This is a genomic window from Streptococcus mitis (assembly GCF_005844455.1).
Taxonomy (GTDB): Bacteria; Bacillota; Bacilli; order Lactobacillales; family Streptococcaceae; genus Streptococcus; species Streptococcus mitis_BF.
On sequence record NZ_SPGF01000056.1, the window covers coordinates 1 to 13626 of the forward strand.

A 13626-nucleotide genomic window follows, 5' to 3' on the forward strand; every position below is an offset into this window, starting at 1 on the left:
AAAACGGTTTGAATTAAGAGCTGAGTTGATTTGTGGCATCATCAACCACGAGATGATGTAGTTACCGAACAAGTCTAATAACTCTGTCGGTGGTTCACCTTTAAAGCCAATTCTTTAGAAACGGCAAATGAGAGATGTGCAGCTAACACATCTTCATTACTACTAGAAAACTGTTTCGCTGTTTCCAGCAATTGCTTCCTAAAGTCTTCCGTCAAGCTAATTTCTTTATTATTGTACAGGGAATGAATTAAAATTTGTAACTGACTTTGTTTTTCCATCGTTTACCTCATTTTATCTAGGACGCCAAGTTTCACTTTTAGTCCAGCCATTTACAGTATGCTCATAATTAAACATATACTGTACGAATTCCCATCTATAAACCACTTCTGCAACTTAGGATTTGCTTGAAGTGCTTTACAAAGATAGTATAACATAGAAATTGGCTTATTTTAGAAAATCGTATATTTGACATTTTTTCTTATAGAAATTTCAGATTTGCGATTTTGGACTAATCGATAAGTTCTTTGTATTGCTGCAAACGCAATTCGAAGAGGGCCACCAATTGTGGATTTTCTAATACTTGCAGAGATTGGAGATAGCTTTCAATCTCTTTTTAATTGCTTCCTTTAGTTTGAAGGAAAATCTTCATTTTCTTTAAAAATTGCCACAACACTTTTTCAAAAACATCATACGAACGGAGCATGCTCTCCAACTCGTCTTCAAATGAAAGTTTCCTCATAGTAATTCAAAACTTTTTACCAAAATCAAATACTCCGAAATTTTCATCTCTTTAAATTCTAGTGCAATAACATAAGAATCTGACCAATACCATTGTAGACTATATGCAGTCCAATAGGCCAATAAATGGACTTTGTCACTCTAAACAAGACTGCAAATATGAGACCGCCACCCATATAGACGAAAAAGTCTGTTAAGACCCAACCATGGCCACTAATGTGTAAGATTCCAAATAATATAGCTGAGCCAAGTACATCCAGTCCCCATTGCTTCCCTTTCTCCAGAGCAGTCATCACTAATCCACGATAAATCATGTCTTCAAAAATGGGACCTGCAATCACAGGATAAAAAAAACACATCAAAAATGCCGTAGCTCCTGTAAAAGTCGGAGCGTAATGTTGATAAGAAATTGCATTTCTAGTAGGTGGAAAAAGAGAAAAGGTAACTCTATTCCAAAGGAACAACAAAAGAAAAGCTAAGACACAATAAAACAAATAGGACCAACGAAACTTCTTACTGTTAATTTCCTGCCATTTCCTTGACTGAACCATGAAAATAAGAGTAATAAGAATTACAAGAAAATGCAATGTCATATCCGACAGATAATAGCCAAAGTCAGATAGTCCAAGGGCAAAGTCGCTATGTAAAATCAGACCACTGAGATACTGGTAAGCAATGACTAGTAGAATCGCTATAAAAAAGTAGTATCTTGAAGTTATCTTTTCCATTTTATTTTCTCCTATATTATAAAATAAAGATAGCCCCTACCCAAGAAAAAGGCAAGGGCTTTAAACATCAATAACGACGTCTAGTCTCAGGAGCTGGAGGAGCAAAGTTAAAGTAGTTTTGCCATAGAGCGCTCACTACACCAGATTCCAATGGAGGATATGCCCTTCCTCCATAAATTGTCTCCAACTCAGCTTCTGTCAATTCCATCGTTTCTGCAAATTGTAAATTTAACATCTTTTATACTCCTTCAATCGTTTTCTTCTTGTAAACCACTTCTGCGACCTAGGATTTGCTTTAAGTGCTTTACAAGGACAGTATAACACGAAAATTAGCTTATTTTAGAAAATCGCATATTTGACATTTTTTCTTGTAGCAATTTCTTATTTGCGATTTTGGTAGATTTGATTATTTCCCTGGTATAATAAAGTTATTACTAACAAGCAAGGAGGAATATAATAGATGAAGAAAAGAAAAATCCAACTGATACTCCTACTTATTTCGGAGTGGGTTATTGTCATTCCATTTTTAACTAATCGATAAGTTCTTTATATTGCTGAAAACGCAATTCGAAGAGGGCTGTTAATTGTGGATTTTCTAATACTTGCAGAGATTGGATAAAGTGTTCAATCTCTTTTTGATTGCTTCCTTTGGTTTGAAGAAAAATACTCATTTTCTTTAAAAATCGCCACGATACTTTTTCAAAAACATCATACGGTCGTAACATCCTCTCCAACTCGGCCTCAAAGATTGGAATATAAGAAAATAGCTTACGCTCCATGAGTTCTGATATAATATTCAGAAATCCACTTTTCATATACAGTCTATTATGTACTAACTCTTTAAATTCCTTGGATTTTTCGAGTAAGGAGGTTGATAAAAAGATCAGATCTTGATTGCTCAAAAAAGGCATGGTATTGCAAAAAATATAGAGTTCAAACCAGGTCCAAGACTCGATAGCATAGAGATAGGTGGTTAAAAACTCACTATCCTCCTCTGCTAGTGGGTAGCTTTTATCTAGTGAATGGATAGCATCTTTAATCACAATGGCATTCAAACAACGATAGGTCTGCGCCATCTGTTCTTGCTCGACTTCCTCCAACAGTTGCTCTAAGCCAGCTATATCTTGATGGGCAAAACGATCCACAACCCTTCTACCAATTCGCATATGTGGAGATTCTTGATAATTGTTGAGCTTATGACCAAACTCATCAAAATTTATATTGATCCCTTGAATAGCTAGGATCAGCTTGTCCGCAGATAGCATAGACTGTCCTAGTTCAAACTTGGATAACTGAGAGGCTGTTAGTCCAGCACAAGCCACATCTGACTGTTTTAGCTTTCTAGCCAAGCGCAGTTCCTTGTAAAATTCTCCCAATTCCATTCTCTCAATCATCTTGCCACCTCCTAGCTTTTGCATATTATATCATTATTTTTATAGTTTTGTCAAAATATTCTGACATTTAAGAGAACAAAAAGCCAGCCTTAAGCTGACTCCTTATTCCATCGTATCAAAAGCGAGACTTGGTTTGGCATTGAGGCCCAAGCCTGCGAAGTTTTCTTTGTTCCATTCGCTGACGCTGGCGTAGGCAATCATACCTGCATTGTCTCCGCAGAGGCGCAGTGGTGGGATGATAACCTTGACGTCAGTGATTTCAGCTGCCAGGCGTTCTCTGAGGCCTTTATTGGCAGCCACGCCACCTGCCACGACAAGGGTTGTAACAGGATATTTCTCCAAAGCCTTCTTGGTTTTAGTCATGAGAATATCCAAGACAGCTGCTTGGAAGGAAGCACACAAATCCTCTGTGGACAAGCTCTCTCCCTTTTGCTCTGCATTGTGATGAAGATTGATAAAGGCAGATTTCAAACCTGAGAAGGAGAACTCTAGATTGTCTTCCTTGATCATGGCACGAGGGAAATCATAAATATCCTTCCCCTGATGAGCCAGCTCGTCAATCTCGCGACCTGCTGGATAGGTCAAGCCCATGACGCGACCGACCTTATCATAGGCCTCACCAACCGCATCATCCCGCGTTTCCCCAACAATCTTGTAATCACCAGCCTCAGAAACATAGACCAACTCTGTGTGCCCACCGCTGACCAAGAGAGCTAGCAAGGGAAATTCCAAAGGCTCCACGCTCTGAGCTGCCATGAGGTGACCAGCCATGTGGTTAACGGGAATCAGCGGAAGTCCATGTGCCCAAGCAAAGGCCTTAGCAGCTGACAAACCAACTAGTAAGGCTCCAACCAAGCCCGGTCCATAGGTAACCGCCACAGCTGTCACATCGTTTTCAGTAATCCCTGCTTCTGTCAAGGCTTCCTCAATACAGGCTGTAATGACCTCGACATGGTGGCGACTGGCTACTTCCGGCACTACGCCCCCAAAACGCTTATGACTCTCAATTTGACTAGCAATGACATTGGACAAGAGCTCATCGTCGTTTTTCAAGACGGCAACACTGGTCTCATCACAGGATGTCTCAAATGCTAAAATATATCTATCCTTCATCTCTTTCTCTCTTCATGATGATGGCGTCCTCGACTGGGTCATGGTAGTAGGCCTTTCGCTCAGCGATAACCGCCATCTTTTCTTTCTTGTAAAATGCTTTCGCTCGTCGGTTTGACTTTCTAACTTCGAGGAAAATCTCCTTGTCTGCCGGCAATTGAGCAAACAAGGCTGACGCAATTCCCTGACCTTGATAGGCTTTTTTGACAGCGATTTGCAAGACTTCTGCTTCAAAGAGATTCTCCTGCACAGCTAGAAAGCCAATCACTTCTGCCCCATCATAAGCCAGAGCGTACCAAGTCTGTTCTTGACTCAGGTCTGCTTGGATTTGTTCCAGCGTCCAAGGACTGACTGAGTAAACATCCACCATGACAGCATAGATGGCTTGTGCCAAGTCAGGCTGTCCTTGGATTCGTTTGATTTCTATCATAGGCGTTTAATGTAAGACTCGCCAGACTCAGTGTGGTTCTTAAGCCAGTTTTCCTCAGCCTCAACACGTTTGAGGTAATTCGGCACAAAATCATGCAAGGAGTCTGCTTCCTTGTCCCAAGCCAAAAGAGCAAGATTAGCTGCATTAGGCAAGGTTTCTTTGTAATCAGTTCTTGGCAAGTGTTCTTGAATCTGCTCCAAAAAGGCTCCAACTTCTCCGACAAAGGTTACCTGACTAGCACCCTTGATTAACTCAATCACTCGCTCAAAAGGCAGGTGTGCTTCTGGCATGACAGGTTTGGCATTTTCATAAAATCCCGCATAAACATTGTTGCGACGCGCATCCATCAAAGGAACGAACAAGCCTTCTTGTTGGTAGGGCACCAGAGCCAAGAGGCTAGACATACCAACCAACTCGATGTTCAGAGTATGAGCAAGTGTCTTGGCAGTTGCTACCGCAATTCGCAAGCCTGTGTAGCTACCCGGGCCTTCCGCCACCACGATTCGGTCCAAATCCTTGGGTGTCCAATCCAAACTTGCCATCAAAAAGTCAATGGCAGGCATGAGGGTAATACTGTGATTTTTCTTAATATTAATCGTCGTCTCGGCAAGAATCTGCTTATCCTCTAAAATGGCTAGAGAAAGAGCCTTACTGGACGTATCAAAAGCTAATACTTTCATAACACATTCCTATCTTTTTGTCTGCTTACTATTATACTACAAAAGAAGGCGCATGGGAATTTTCTTTTGCCCCAAACAAAAATGCCTATACTTAGCTAAAAAATAATTTAAAAAATTTTACATTTTTCCTATCTTTTCCGAATATATAAGTGAACAAGAAAAAAGGAGGAAAGTTCAATGACAAATTTTGACGTTCTTGACAATCAATTTTTATCCTTATCTGAAAACGAATTATCAGATATTGATGGTGGTCTCGCTCCCTTGGTGATCTTTGGAGTAGCAGTATCTTGGAAAGCTATTGCAGGCGGAACAGCACTTGTAGGTTCTGGTTTGGCAGCTGGTTATTTTTTAGGAGGAGATTAATATGATGAAAGATTTGAACAACTATCGTGAAATTTCTAATAAGGAATTGCAAGAAATCAAGGGTGGTTTTGGTGTAGGTGTTGGTATTGCTTTATTTATGGCAGGTTATACCATTGGGAAAGATCTCCGTAAAAAGTTTGGGTAAGTCATGCTAGATAAAAATTACATTTTTAGAAGGATAAATTTTATCTTCTTCATCTCTTACAGTTTGCTCAGCATTCTCAATGACTTAAACATTACTACTATCCCTTTACCATTCGATTTATCTGTTTGTATTGTTTTATTTTTATGCTTCAACTCTATTTTTGAGCAGAAAAATCGTTAACATAATAAGAGTAAATTCTTAAAGCAAACATTTACTCCATTGTCATGTCATTTTAGAAAAATGCAAAGACCGCCTCATCTTGATAGATGGGGTGTAATTTTCGTGTCATGAATCTACTATCTTTTGCCCCCAAACAAAAATGCCCCAGCATTAGCAGGGCATCTAAGCATTTAATCCAAAGTAAAATACAAACCAAACTACATAGATTACAAGGAGGAGAAAAAGCGAGTAGAGAGTCACAAAAGCAATTTTCCACAAGAACTTGCTTTGTCGTTGTTCCAGTTTGGCAAATAGAAGATTCCCTCCATAAACGCAAGCAACAAAAACGATAAAAGCCACCAAGCGAGCTCCGATGGCAAAAGCAAATAAGTTATACATAGGGCAACCTCCTTGACTTAAAATCTATATGGAATTATGACAAGCGATAAATTTCACTTCCATTATCAACATAACACATTTTCTTTGTTTTTGCAAGCGCTTACCAAATAAATCGTCCCATTACTTTCTCCATTTCCGTCTTTTACTAATTTTTCATTTTGTGGTATAATTGAAATAATTGTAACGAATCAAGGTCAATCTAGACACAAAATGGAATGAAATCAAGCAAATCTCTGCTAAAAGTTTGGAATAAGCTGACCTGTAAATAGAAAGGAACTATATGATTTACAAAGTTTTTTATCAAGAAACAAAAGAACGTAGCCCGCGTCGTGAAACAACACGCTCACTTTACCTAGACATCGATGCAAGCTCAGAACTTGAGGGCCGTATCGCTGCTCGCCAACTTGTCGAAGAAAATCGCCCAGAGTACAATATCGAGTATATCGAACTCTTGTCTGACAAATTGCTAGATTACGAAAAAGAAACTGGCGCCTTCGAAATTACGGAGTTCTAATATGGCCTACACTCTTAAACCTGAAGAAGTCGGCGTTTTTGCTATCGGTGGTCTGGGAGAAATCGGGAAAAACACTTACGGAATTGAATACCAAGACGAGATTATCATCGTCGATGCTGGAATTAAATTCCCAGAAGATGACTTGCTTGGTATCGACTATGTCATTCCTGATTACTCTTACATCGTGAACAATATCGACCGCGTCAAGGCTGTCTTGATCACACACGGACACGAGGACCACATCGGTGGGATTCCTTTCCTGCTCAAGCAAGCAAATGTCCCTATCTACGCTGGACCGCTTGCCTTGGCTTTGATCCGTGGGAAACTCGAAGAACACGGCCTCTTGCGCAACGCCAAACTTTACGAAATCAACCACAACACTGAGTTGACCTTTAAAAATCTCAAGGCAACTTTCTTTAGAACGACTCACTCTATTCCAGAGCCTTTGGGGATTGTCATTCATACTCCTCAAGGGAAAATTGTCTGTACGGGTGACTTCAAGTTTGACTTAACACCAGTTGGTGAACCAGCAGATTTGCACCGTATGGCCGCGCTTGGTGAAGAAGGCGTGCTCTGTCTCCTGTCTGACTCAACAAATGCGGAAGTGCCAACCTTTACCAACTCTGAAAAAGTCGTTGGTCAGTCCATCATGAAGATTATCCAAGGCATAGAGGGACGTATCATCTTTGCATCCTTTGCCTCCAATATCTTCCGTCTCCAGCAAGCAACGGATGCCGCTGTTAAGACTGGACGCAAGATTGCTGTCTTTGGTCGTTCCATGGAAAAGGCCATTGTCAACGGAATTGAGCTTGGTTACATAAAAGCTCCAAAAGGAACCTTTATCGAGCCAAATGAAATCAAAGACTACCCTGCAGGCGAGATTCTAATCCTCTGTACAGGTAGTCAGGGTGAGCCGATGGCAGCCCTCTCTCGTATCGCCAACGGAACCCACCGTCAGGTGCAACTCCAACCAGGTGATACCGTCATCTTCTCTTCAAGTCCAATCCCTGGAAACACCACTAGCGTCAACAAGCTGATTAACATCATTTCAGAAGCTGGTGTCGAAGTTATCCACGGTAAAGTGAACAATATCCATACATCTGGACACGGTGGTCAGCAAGAGCAAAAACTCATGCTCCGTTTGATTAAGCCCAAATATTTCATGCCTGTCCACGGCGAATACCGCATGCAAAAAGTCCACGCTGGACTAGCGGTGGATACTGGTGTCAAGAAGGACAATATCTTTATCATGAGCAATGGCGATGTACTTGCCCTTACTGCTGACTCAGCTCGTATCGCAGGTCATTTCAATGCCCAAGACATCTATGTCGATGGAAATCGTATCGGTGAAATCGGTGCTGCTGTCCTCAAAGACCGTCGTGATTTATCTGAAGACGGTGTCGTTCTAGCAGTCGCAACCGTTGACTTCAAGTCGCAAATGATTCTGTCTGGTCCAGATATCCTCAGCCGAGGCTTTGTCTACATGAGAGAGTCTGGCGACTTGATTCGCCAAAGCCAGCGCATCCTCTTCAATGCAATTCGTATCGCACTAAAAAATAAGGATGCTAGCGTGCAATCTGTCAATGGTGCCATTGTCAACGCTATTCGCCCCTTCCTCTATGAAAATACAGAACGTGAACCGATTATCATCCCGATGATCCTCACACCAGATGAAGAATAAATCATAAAACAGCCCCATCTTCGGAGCTGTTTTTCTCTATTCTTTTTAGATTGAAACTCAATAAAAATCGAAATCAGACTAGAAGGCTAGGCGAAAGCATAACTTAAGTTAGCTCCCATAGTTCGGGGAACTATGGGAGGCTGTAGATGAATCAAAGCCAAGCTTTGAACTCATTCGTAAGAAGCCGACGACGTATCATTTTGATTTTTGAAGAGTTTTAGAAATACTACGATTTTTACCTTCCAAATATACCATCAAAATAGAAATATCTGCCGGATTAACTCCCGAAATACGGCTGGCTTGACCGATGGTTTCTGGATTGATAAGTTTGAACTTCTGACGGGCTTCTGTCGCGATAGAATCAATATCATCCCAATCAATATTGGCGGGTATACGTTTTTCTTCCATGCGTTTCATCTTAGCAACCTGATCCATAGCTTTGGAAATATAGCCTTCATACTTGATTTCAGTTTCAATCAATTCGATAATCTTGTCATCCAAGTTCTCTGCAGCTGGTCCGATGAAAGCCACCACATCTTGGTAAGAAATTTCTGGACGGCGAAGGAATTCCTTGGCGGTCACCGCATCTGTCAACGGTTTAAAGCCCATCTCCTCAACCTTAGCATTGGTTTCCTTGACTGGCTTGAGTTTGATACTATCTAGGCGCTTCATCTCATTGTCAAATTGATTTTTCTTAATCTCAAATCGAGCCCAGCGTTCATCATCCACAAGTCCAATCTCGCGTCCCATCTCTGTCAAACGCATATCGGCATTGTCATGACGGAGAATGAGACGGTATTCAGCACGACTGGTCAAGAGACGATAGGGTTCAATAGTTCCCTTGGTCACCAAGTCATCAATCATCACCCCGATATAACCGTCACTGCGCTTCAAAATCAACTCAGGCTTGCCTTGGATTTTCAGAGCCGCATTAATACCTGCGATAATCCCTTGGCCAGCAGCTTCTTCGTAACCTGACGTTCCATTTGTCTGACCAGCAGTGAAGAGGCCTGAGATTTTTTTGGTTTCAAGCGTTGCACGCAATTGATGAGGCAAGACCATGTCATACTCAATGGCATAACCAGTTCGCATCATCTCAGCGTTTTCCAAACCTTTGATGGAATGAACTAGCTCACGTTGGACATCCTCAGGCAGACTGGTTGAAAGTCCTTGGACATAAACTTCCTCTGTATTGCGCCCTTCTGGCTCTAGGAAGAGTTGGTGGCGTTCCTTGTCCGCAAAGCGCACAATCTTGTCCTCAATCGATGGGCAGTAACGAGGTCCCACTCCCTTGACCACACCTGTAAACATAGGCGCACGGTGAAGGTTGTTTTGGATAATCTCATGACTGGTTCCATTAGTATATGTCAACCAACATGGCACCTGGTCCTTGACATAGTCCTCATCACGCGAAGTGTATGAGAAGTGATTTGGTGCTTCGTCTCCTGGCTGAATCTCTGTCACATCATAGTTGATAGAAGAAGCCTTGACACGTGGAGGTGTTCCTGTCTTAAAACGACCGATTTCGAGGCCCAATTCCTTAAGATTATCAGCAAGGTTAATCGAAGCTAGGCTGTGGTTTGGCCCTGATGAGTACTTGAGGTCTCCGATGATGATTTCCCCACGGAGGGCAGTCCCTGTCGTCACGATAACGGCCTTGGCAGCATATTCTTGATGGGTCGCTGTACGAACACCAACAACCTTGCCATCTTCCACTAAAATCTCATCAATCATGGTTTGACGAAGGGTCAGATTCTCTTGATTTTCAACTGTCTTGCGCATTTCCTTAGAGTAAAGCTCCTTGTCAGCCTGCGCACGAAGGGCACGGACAGCTGGCCCCTTCCCTGTGTTGAGCATCTTCATCTGTATGTAAGTCTTGTCAATATTCTTGGCCATTTCCCCACCGAGGGCATCCACTTCACGCACGACAATCCCCTTGGCAGAACCACCGATCGAAGGGTTACAAGGCATGAAAGCCAGCATTTCAATGTTGATAGTCGCAAGCAGGACCTTACAGCCCATACGGCTAGCAGCTAAGGAAGCCTCAACCCCAGCGTGTCCCGCACCAATTACAATAATATCGTATTCTTCCGTAAAATTATAAGTCATTTCTTAACCTTTCAAAAATTTCTCGCAAATAAGGAACTAACTTCTCCTCCTCTAGAGCTTGATCCATAGTAACCCATTTAAAGTGTGTATGCTCTTCAGGATCTAATCTGATAATTGGCTTCTCCCCAACCCACTCTGCTTTATAAACTAAGCGAGTAAAGACCGTATCCTTAGAGGTATCCAGTTGACTATCTTCGTGAAGAAGTTTGAGCGAACTGCTATCTAGCCTAACTCCCGCTTCTTCAATGCATTCTCTAAGAGCACCATCTCGCGGAAGTTCACCCTTTTCAACCCCGCCACCAGGAATATCCCAGTAAGTTGGATAAACGTTGGGTTCTCCTCTTTTAATTTCCGAACGCTGAATGAGCAAATAATCACCACCACTATGAACAAGTACATGGGCAATAAGCTTAACCATCAATTTCTCTCCTATTCCTCAAGATGAATGTGTCTTAGTTGGCCGTCCCAATCTGGCAGGGCTGTTTTCAAAAAGGCTGGAACTAGATTGATACCCTTAAGCTGATCCAAATCAATCCACTCACAAGGCTGCCTTTTCTCATCTTCCTGCATGGTCAATGGAGCATCCTCAAGCAAGTTCACCAGATAATGAAACTCGATGTTGTGCCAATAGACACCATCTTCTTCAAAACGATTTTCAACCACAAAGGCTAGTCGCCCAGCCTCAGCTTTGACACCCAGTTCTTCCCTCACTTCACGGACTACTGCGTCTTCCGTTCTTTCATTGACTTGAATCGCACCGCCGATAGTGTAATATTTACCCTTGTCTTTGGTAACTAGGAGCTTGCCATTTTGAAGAATCAAGGCTGTCGCCCGAACGCCAAAAACTGTATTTTCCACTTTTGTCCGAAAGTCTTGTTGAGTCATTTTTGTCCTTTCTCTTAAACGACACAAAAACAGTCAAAACTCCAAAGAAGTGCAGGACAAAAAAGCCTGCAACATCCATGAGCTTTGACCATCATTTCTATTGCTTTTATTATTGTAGCAAATTAAGAAAATTTGTCAATCTAAATGTACTGACAAACTTGTCCATCGCGGTAGGCATTGTCAATCAAACCGCCACCTAGACACTCTTCGCCATCGTAAAAGACAACTGCCTGTCCTGGTGTGATGGCGCGTTGCGGTTCCGCAAAGATAACTTCTGCCTTATCTCCTTTGACATGTACTGTCACCTTAGAATCAGGCTGACGGTAGCGGAATTTAGCCGTACATTCAAGCGTAAATTCCTCTGGCATGTCACGAGTAAAATGAACTTGACTGGCTTCTAGGCTTGTTGACATAAGCGAATCATGGTAGAAACCTTGACCGACATAGAGGATATTTTGGCTCAAATCTTTTCCGACAACGAACCACGGTGCATTGTCACCACCGTGTTGGCCACCGATCCCAAGACCGCCACGCTGACCGATTGTATAATACATCAGACCAGCATGCTCGCCCATATCACGTCCATCCACAGTCATCATGCGACCTGGCTGAGCTGGCAGGTAGTTACTGAGGAAGTTTTTAAAGTTCTTTTCTCCGATAAAGCAAATCCCTGTCGAATCTTTCTTCTTAGCAGTCGCAAGGCCTGCTTCTTCTGCTAGTCTGCGAACTTCAGGCTTTTCCAAATGTCCCAATGGGAACATGGTTTTTTGGAGTTGTTCTTGCGAAAGCTGGCTGAGGAAATAGGTCTGGTCCTTGCCATTGTCCACACCACGAAGCATGTGAACTGTTCCATCCTCATCACGCGCCACTCGGGCATAGTGCCCAGTCGCTACATAGTCTGCCCCCAAGGTCATAGCATAGTCTAAAAAGGCCTTGAACTTGATTTCCTTGTTACACATAACATCTGGATTTGGCGTGCGCCCTGCACGGTATTCCGCTAGGAAATATTCAAAAACGCGGTCCCAGTACTCTTTTTCAAAATTGACAGAGTAATAGGGAATACCAATCTGGTCTGCTACCGCAGCCACATCCTTGTAATCTTCGGTCGCCGTACAGACGCCGTTTTCATCTGTGTCATCCCAGTTCTTCATGAAGATACCGATCACATCGTAGCCCTGCTCCTTGAGCAAAAGAGCCGTCACCGACGAATCAACACCACCACTCATCCCCACGACAACACGTGTTTTAGAGTTATCACTCATGGTAAGTCTCCCATCTATTCGTTTATTCACGATTGAAGGTCGTGTGTGCTTTAACGATTGAAGGTCGCTTGGGCAGTATTCATTATAACACGCTTGGTTGGAGAAGACAAGAAAGAGGCTGATAATCTACCAAGCACTTCTATAATTGTTTAAAAAGAGGATAATTTATACCTAAAACCCTCTACTTCTTATAAACTTATTTATAAAATAAACTTGTTCGTAAACTGACTTCCAAATAAAACCACACAGTGATTTCAGTCTTGAACACAATCAAGTTGAAAAAAACACTGTGTGGTTTTTGAATGTTTAGAGGTTAGTTTTTTGAGCAATCGTCTATCAAAATGTCCGTTTATCTGTCAATAATCCGAGAAAACCTTGTCGTTTCAAGTCTGAGAAATGTTTGGTTGAAAGACTTCCCTTTTGAAGTCCATCATCTCTAACCTGTAAATAATAGCTATGTTGGCTTGTTTTAATTGTCAAAAAATCGCCAAATACAAAAGCTCTTTTCCAGTTGCGAATCTCAAATTCTTTCATCTCTGATTTTGGAATGCGGATAAGTCCTTGCTGCAAATCGCGATGATACTCATTTGTGAAAGTCATCCCATTTCCAAGATTTCTTATCAGCAATTCATCTGGTGTTACCATCACTAGCGCTATTTTAGTTAAGAAAATTTCAACTGTTGGTGGTAAAATCGCCAAATTAAACCAAGGATGTAGGTAGCGATAGGCTAAGAAATAATGAGGCTCCTCACCCAATCCTAGTTGTTTATATAAGGCCTTGACCTCACTATCTAACCTCGCTTCAAAAGACACATCCGAATGCTCTTCTTCCTTCCTCTGATTAAAATAACGCATCCAGACTAGGAAACCTATAAAGACTAGGACAAATATTCCTGATAAGATATATTTTAAATTGTAGTTCATCGCTTAACCTCCTGATTTATCGGTTTAATAGACTTCCTGCGAAACAAAATATGGTACAATAGTTCTATGAATTATGAAGCAAGCAAACAATTAACTGATGTACGA

17 protein-coding genes and 1 pseudogene are annotated in these 13626 nt (G+C 41.9%); 4 read left to right on the plus strand and 14 right to left on the minus strand.

Annotated features, from left to right (window positions below):
• Nucleotides 1-74: 74 nt before the first annotated feature.
• The 8 genes and pseudogenes from FGQ53_RS09540 to tsaB form a co-directional block, all read right to left on the minus strand.
• Entirely contained in the window at nt 75-278 is a 204-nt protein-coding gene (locus FGQ53_RS09540; RefSeq protein WP_229090366.1) for a hypothetical protein, read from the minus strand.
• Nucleotides 279-508: 230 nt separating this feature from the next.
• A pseudogene (locus FGQ53_RS09545) lies at nt 509-724 on the minus strand (Rgg/GadR/MutR family transcriptional regulator); the annotation flags it as partial.
• 73 nt (nt 725-797) lie between these two features.
• Nucleotides 798-1466: a CPBP family intramembrane glutamic endopeptidase gene (locus FGQ53_RS09550; RefSeq protein ID WP_138338217.1), complete on the minus strand. Its 669-nt coding sequence runs from the start codon at nt 1464-1466 to the stop codon at nt 798-800.
• 67 nt (nt 1467-1533) lie between these two features.
• On the minus strand, nt 1534-1701 hold the full coding sequence (locus tag FGQ53_RS12220) for a hypothetical protein (protein WP_319946272.1): 168 nt from the start codon (nt 1699-1701) through the stop codon (nt 1534-1536).
• A 295-nt stretch (nt 1702-1996) separates the two neighbouring features.
• Nucleotides 1997-2860, minus strand: coding sequence for an XRE/MutR family transcriptional regulator (locus FGQ53_RS09560; RefSeq protein WP_138338220.1), 864 nt, complete (start codon nt 2858-2860; stop codon nt 1997-1999).
• A gap of 102 nt (nt 2861-2962) precedes the next feature.
• Nucleotides 2963-3973 (minus strand): tRNA (adenosine(37)-N6)-threonylcarbamoyltransferase complex transferase subunit TsaD, encoded by a 1011-nt coding sequence (gene tsaD / locus FGQ53_RS09565; protein ID WP_138338223.1) that lies wholly within the window; start codon nt 3971-3973, stop codon nt 2963-2965.
• Entirely contained in the window at nt 3963-4400 is a 438-nt protein-coding gene (gene rimI / locus FGQ53_RS09570) for a ribosomal protein S18-alanine N-acetyltransferase (RefSeq protein WP_138338226.1), read from the minus strand. The genes tsaD and rimI overlap by 11 nt, the downstream gene beginning before the upstream one ends.
• Nucleotides 4397-5080, minus strand: coding sequence for a tRNA (adenosine(37)-N6)-threonylcarbamoyltransferase complex dimerization subunit type 1 TsaB (gene tsaB / locus FGQ53_RS09575; protein ID WP_138338229.1), 684 nt, complete (start codon nt 5078-5080; stop codon nt 4397-4399). Before tsaB ends, rimI begins: the two co-directional genes overlap by 4 nt.
• A 177-nt stretch (nt 5081-5257) precedes the next feature.
• Here tsaB and cibA point away from each other — a divergent pair, with 177 nt between their 5' ends.
• On the plus strand, nt 5258-5443 hold the full coding sequence (gene cibA / locus FGQ53_RS09580; RefSeq protein WP_000180843.1) for a fratricide two-peptide bacteriocin subunit CibA: 186 nt from the start codon (nt 5258-5260) through the stop codon (nt 5441-5443).
• A 1-nt stretch (nt 5444) separates the two neighbouring features.
• Nucleotides 5445-5588 carry a fratricide two-peptide bacteriocin subunit CibB gene (cibB, locus tag FGQ53_RS09585; protein WP_050199603.1) on the plus strand — a complete coding sequence of 48 codons (144 nt, stop codon included), beginning with the start codon at nt 5445-5447 and terminating at the stop codon, nt 5586-5588.
• A 342-nt stretch (nt 5589-5930) separates the two neighbouring features.
• Here cibB and FGQ53_RS09595 read toward each other — a convergent pair whose 3' ends face one another.
• On the minus strand, nt 5931-6146 hold the full coding sequence (locus tag FGQ53_RS09595) for a hypothetical protein (protein ID WP_138338234.1): 216 nt from the start codon (nt 6144-6146) through the stop codon (nt 5931-5933).
• 280 nt (nt 6147-6426) lie between these two features.
• On the opposite strand from FGQ53_RS09595, the gene FGQ53_RS09600 reads away from it, so the two are divergent.
• Both FGQ53_RS09600 and rnjA read left to right on the plus strand, forming a co-directional pair.
• Nucleotides 6427-6660 (plus strand): DNA-dependent RNA polymerase subunit epsilon, encoded by a 234-nt coding sequence (locus FGQ53_RS09600; RefSeq protein ID WP_000639587.1) that lies wholly within the window; start codon nt 6427-6429, stop codon nt 6658-6660.
• A gap of 1 nt (nt 6661) precedes the next feature.
• A complete protein-coding gene (rnjA, locus tag FGQ53_RS09605) occupies nt 6662-8341 on the plus strand; it encodes a ribonuclease J1 (protein WP_138338236.1) in 1680 nt (559 codons plus the stop codon).
• 195 nt (nt 8342-8536) lie between these two features.
• Here rnjA and mnmG read toward each other — a convergent pair whose 3' ends face one another.
• The 5 genes from mnmG to FGQ53_RS09630 all read right to left on the minus strand — a co-directional run bounded on the left by mnmG (nt 8537) and on the right by FGQ53_RS09630 (nt 13521).
• Nucleotides 8537-10450, minus strand: coding sequence for a tRNA uridine-5-carboxymethylaminomethyl(34) synthesis enzyme MnmG (mnmG, locus tag FGQ53_RS09610; RefSeq protein WP_138338239.1), 1914 nt, complete (start codon nt 10448-10450; stop codon nt 8537-8539).
• Nucleotides 10440-10871 carry an NUDIX hydrolase gene (locus FGQ53_RS09615; protein WP_000989471.1) on the minus strand — a complete coding sequence of 144 codons (432 nt, stop codon included), beginning with the start codon at nt 10869-10871 and terminating at the stop codon, nt 10440-10442. Before FGQ53_RS09615 ends, mnmG begins: the two co-directional genes overlap by 11 nt.
• 8 nt (nt 10872-10879) lie before the next feature.
• A complete protein-coding gene (locus FGQ53_RS09620) occupies nt 10880-11335 on the minus strand; it encodes an NUDIX hydrolase (protein WP_171019134.1) in 456 nt (151 codons plus the stop codon).
• Nucleotides 11336-11475: 140 nt separating this feature from the next.
• Nucleotides 11476-12597, minus strand: a complete 1122-nt coding sequence (mnmA, locus tag FGQ53_RS09625; protein ID WP_138338245.1) for a tRNA 2-thiouridine(34) synthase MnmA — start codon at nt 12595-12597, stop codon at nt 11476-11478.
• Nucleotides 12598-12933: 336 nt separating this feature from the next.
• Nucleotides 12934-13521, minus strand: coding sequence for a hypothetical protein (locus FGQ53_RS09630; protein ID WP_138338248.1), 588 nt, complete (start codon nt 13519-13521; stop codon nt 12934-12936).
• Between the last annotated feature and the right edge of the window lie 105 nt (nt 13522-13626).

What these genes read in the sequence shown, in the direction of transcription:
- mnmA (WP_138338245.1), bottom strand. Translation starts at nt 12,597, where the DNA reads ATGAGTGATAACTCTAAAACACGTGTTGTCGTGGGGATGAGTGGTGGT.
- FGQ53_RS12220 (WP_319946272.1), bottom strand. Translation starts at nt 1,701, where the DNA reads ATGTTAAATTTACAATTTGCAGAAACGATGGAATTGACAGAAGCTGAG.
- tsaB (WP_138338229.1), bottom strand. Translation starts at nt 5,080, where the DNA reads ATGAAAGTATTAGCTTTTGATACGTCCAGTAAGGCTCTTTCTCTAGCC.
- rimI (WP_138338226.1), bottom strand. Translation starts at nt 4,400, where the DNA reads ATGATAGAAATCAAACGAATCCAAGGACAGCCTGACTTGGCACAAGCC.
- FGQ53_RS09600 (WP_000639587.1), top strand. Translation starts at nt 6,427, where the DNA reads ATGATTTACAAAGTTTTTTATCAAGAAACAAAAGAACGTAGCCCGCGT.
- FGQ53_RS09560 (WP_138338220.1), bottom strand. Translation starts at nt 2,860, where the DNA reads ATGATTGAGAGAATGGAATTGGGAGAATTTTACAAGGAACTGCGCTTG.
- cibB (WP_050199603.1), top strand. Translation starts at nt 5,445, where the DNA reads ATGATGAAAGATTTGAACAACTATCGTGAAATTTCTAATAAGGAATTG.
- tsaD (WP_138338223.1), bottom strand. Translation starts at nt 3,973, where the DNA reads ATGAAGGATAGATATATTTTAGCATTTGAGACATCCTGTGATGAGACC.
- rnjA (WP_138338236.1), top strand. Translation starts at nt 6,662, where the DNA reads ATGGCCTACACTCTTAAACCTGAAGAAGTCGGCGTTTTTGCTATCGGT.
- cibA (WP_000180843.1), top strand. Translation starts at nt 5,258, where the DNA reads ATGACAAATTTTGACGTTCTTGACAATCAATTTTTATCCTTATCTGAA.
- FGQ53_RS09630 (WP_138338248.1), bottom strand. Translation starts at nt 13,521, where the DNA reads ATGAACTACAATTTAAAATATATCTTATCAGGAATATTTGTCCTAGTC.
- FGQ53_RS09550 (WP_138338217.1), bottom strand. Translation starts at nt 1,466, where the DNA reads ATGGAAAAGATAACTTCAAGATACTACTTTTTTATAGCGATTCTACTA.
- FGQ53_RS09620 (WP_171019134.1), bottom strand. Translation starts at nt 11,335, where the DNA reads ATGACTCAACAAGACTTTCGGACAAAAGTGGAAAATACAGTTTTTGGC.
- FGQ53_RS09595 (WP_138338234.1), bottom strand. Translation starts at nt 6,146, where the DNA reads ATGTATAACTTATTTGCTTTTGCCATCGGAGCTCGCTTGGTGGCTTTT.
- FGQ53_RS09540 (WP_229090366.1), bottom strand. Translation starts at nt 278, where the DNA reads ATGGAAAAACAAAGTCAGTTACAAATTTTAATTCATTCCCTGTACAAT.
- mnmG (WP_138338239.1), bottom strand. Translation starts at nt 10,450, where the DNA reads ATGACTTATAATTTTACGGAAGAATACGATATTATTGTAATTGGTGCG.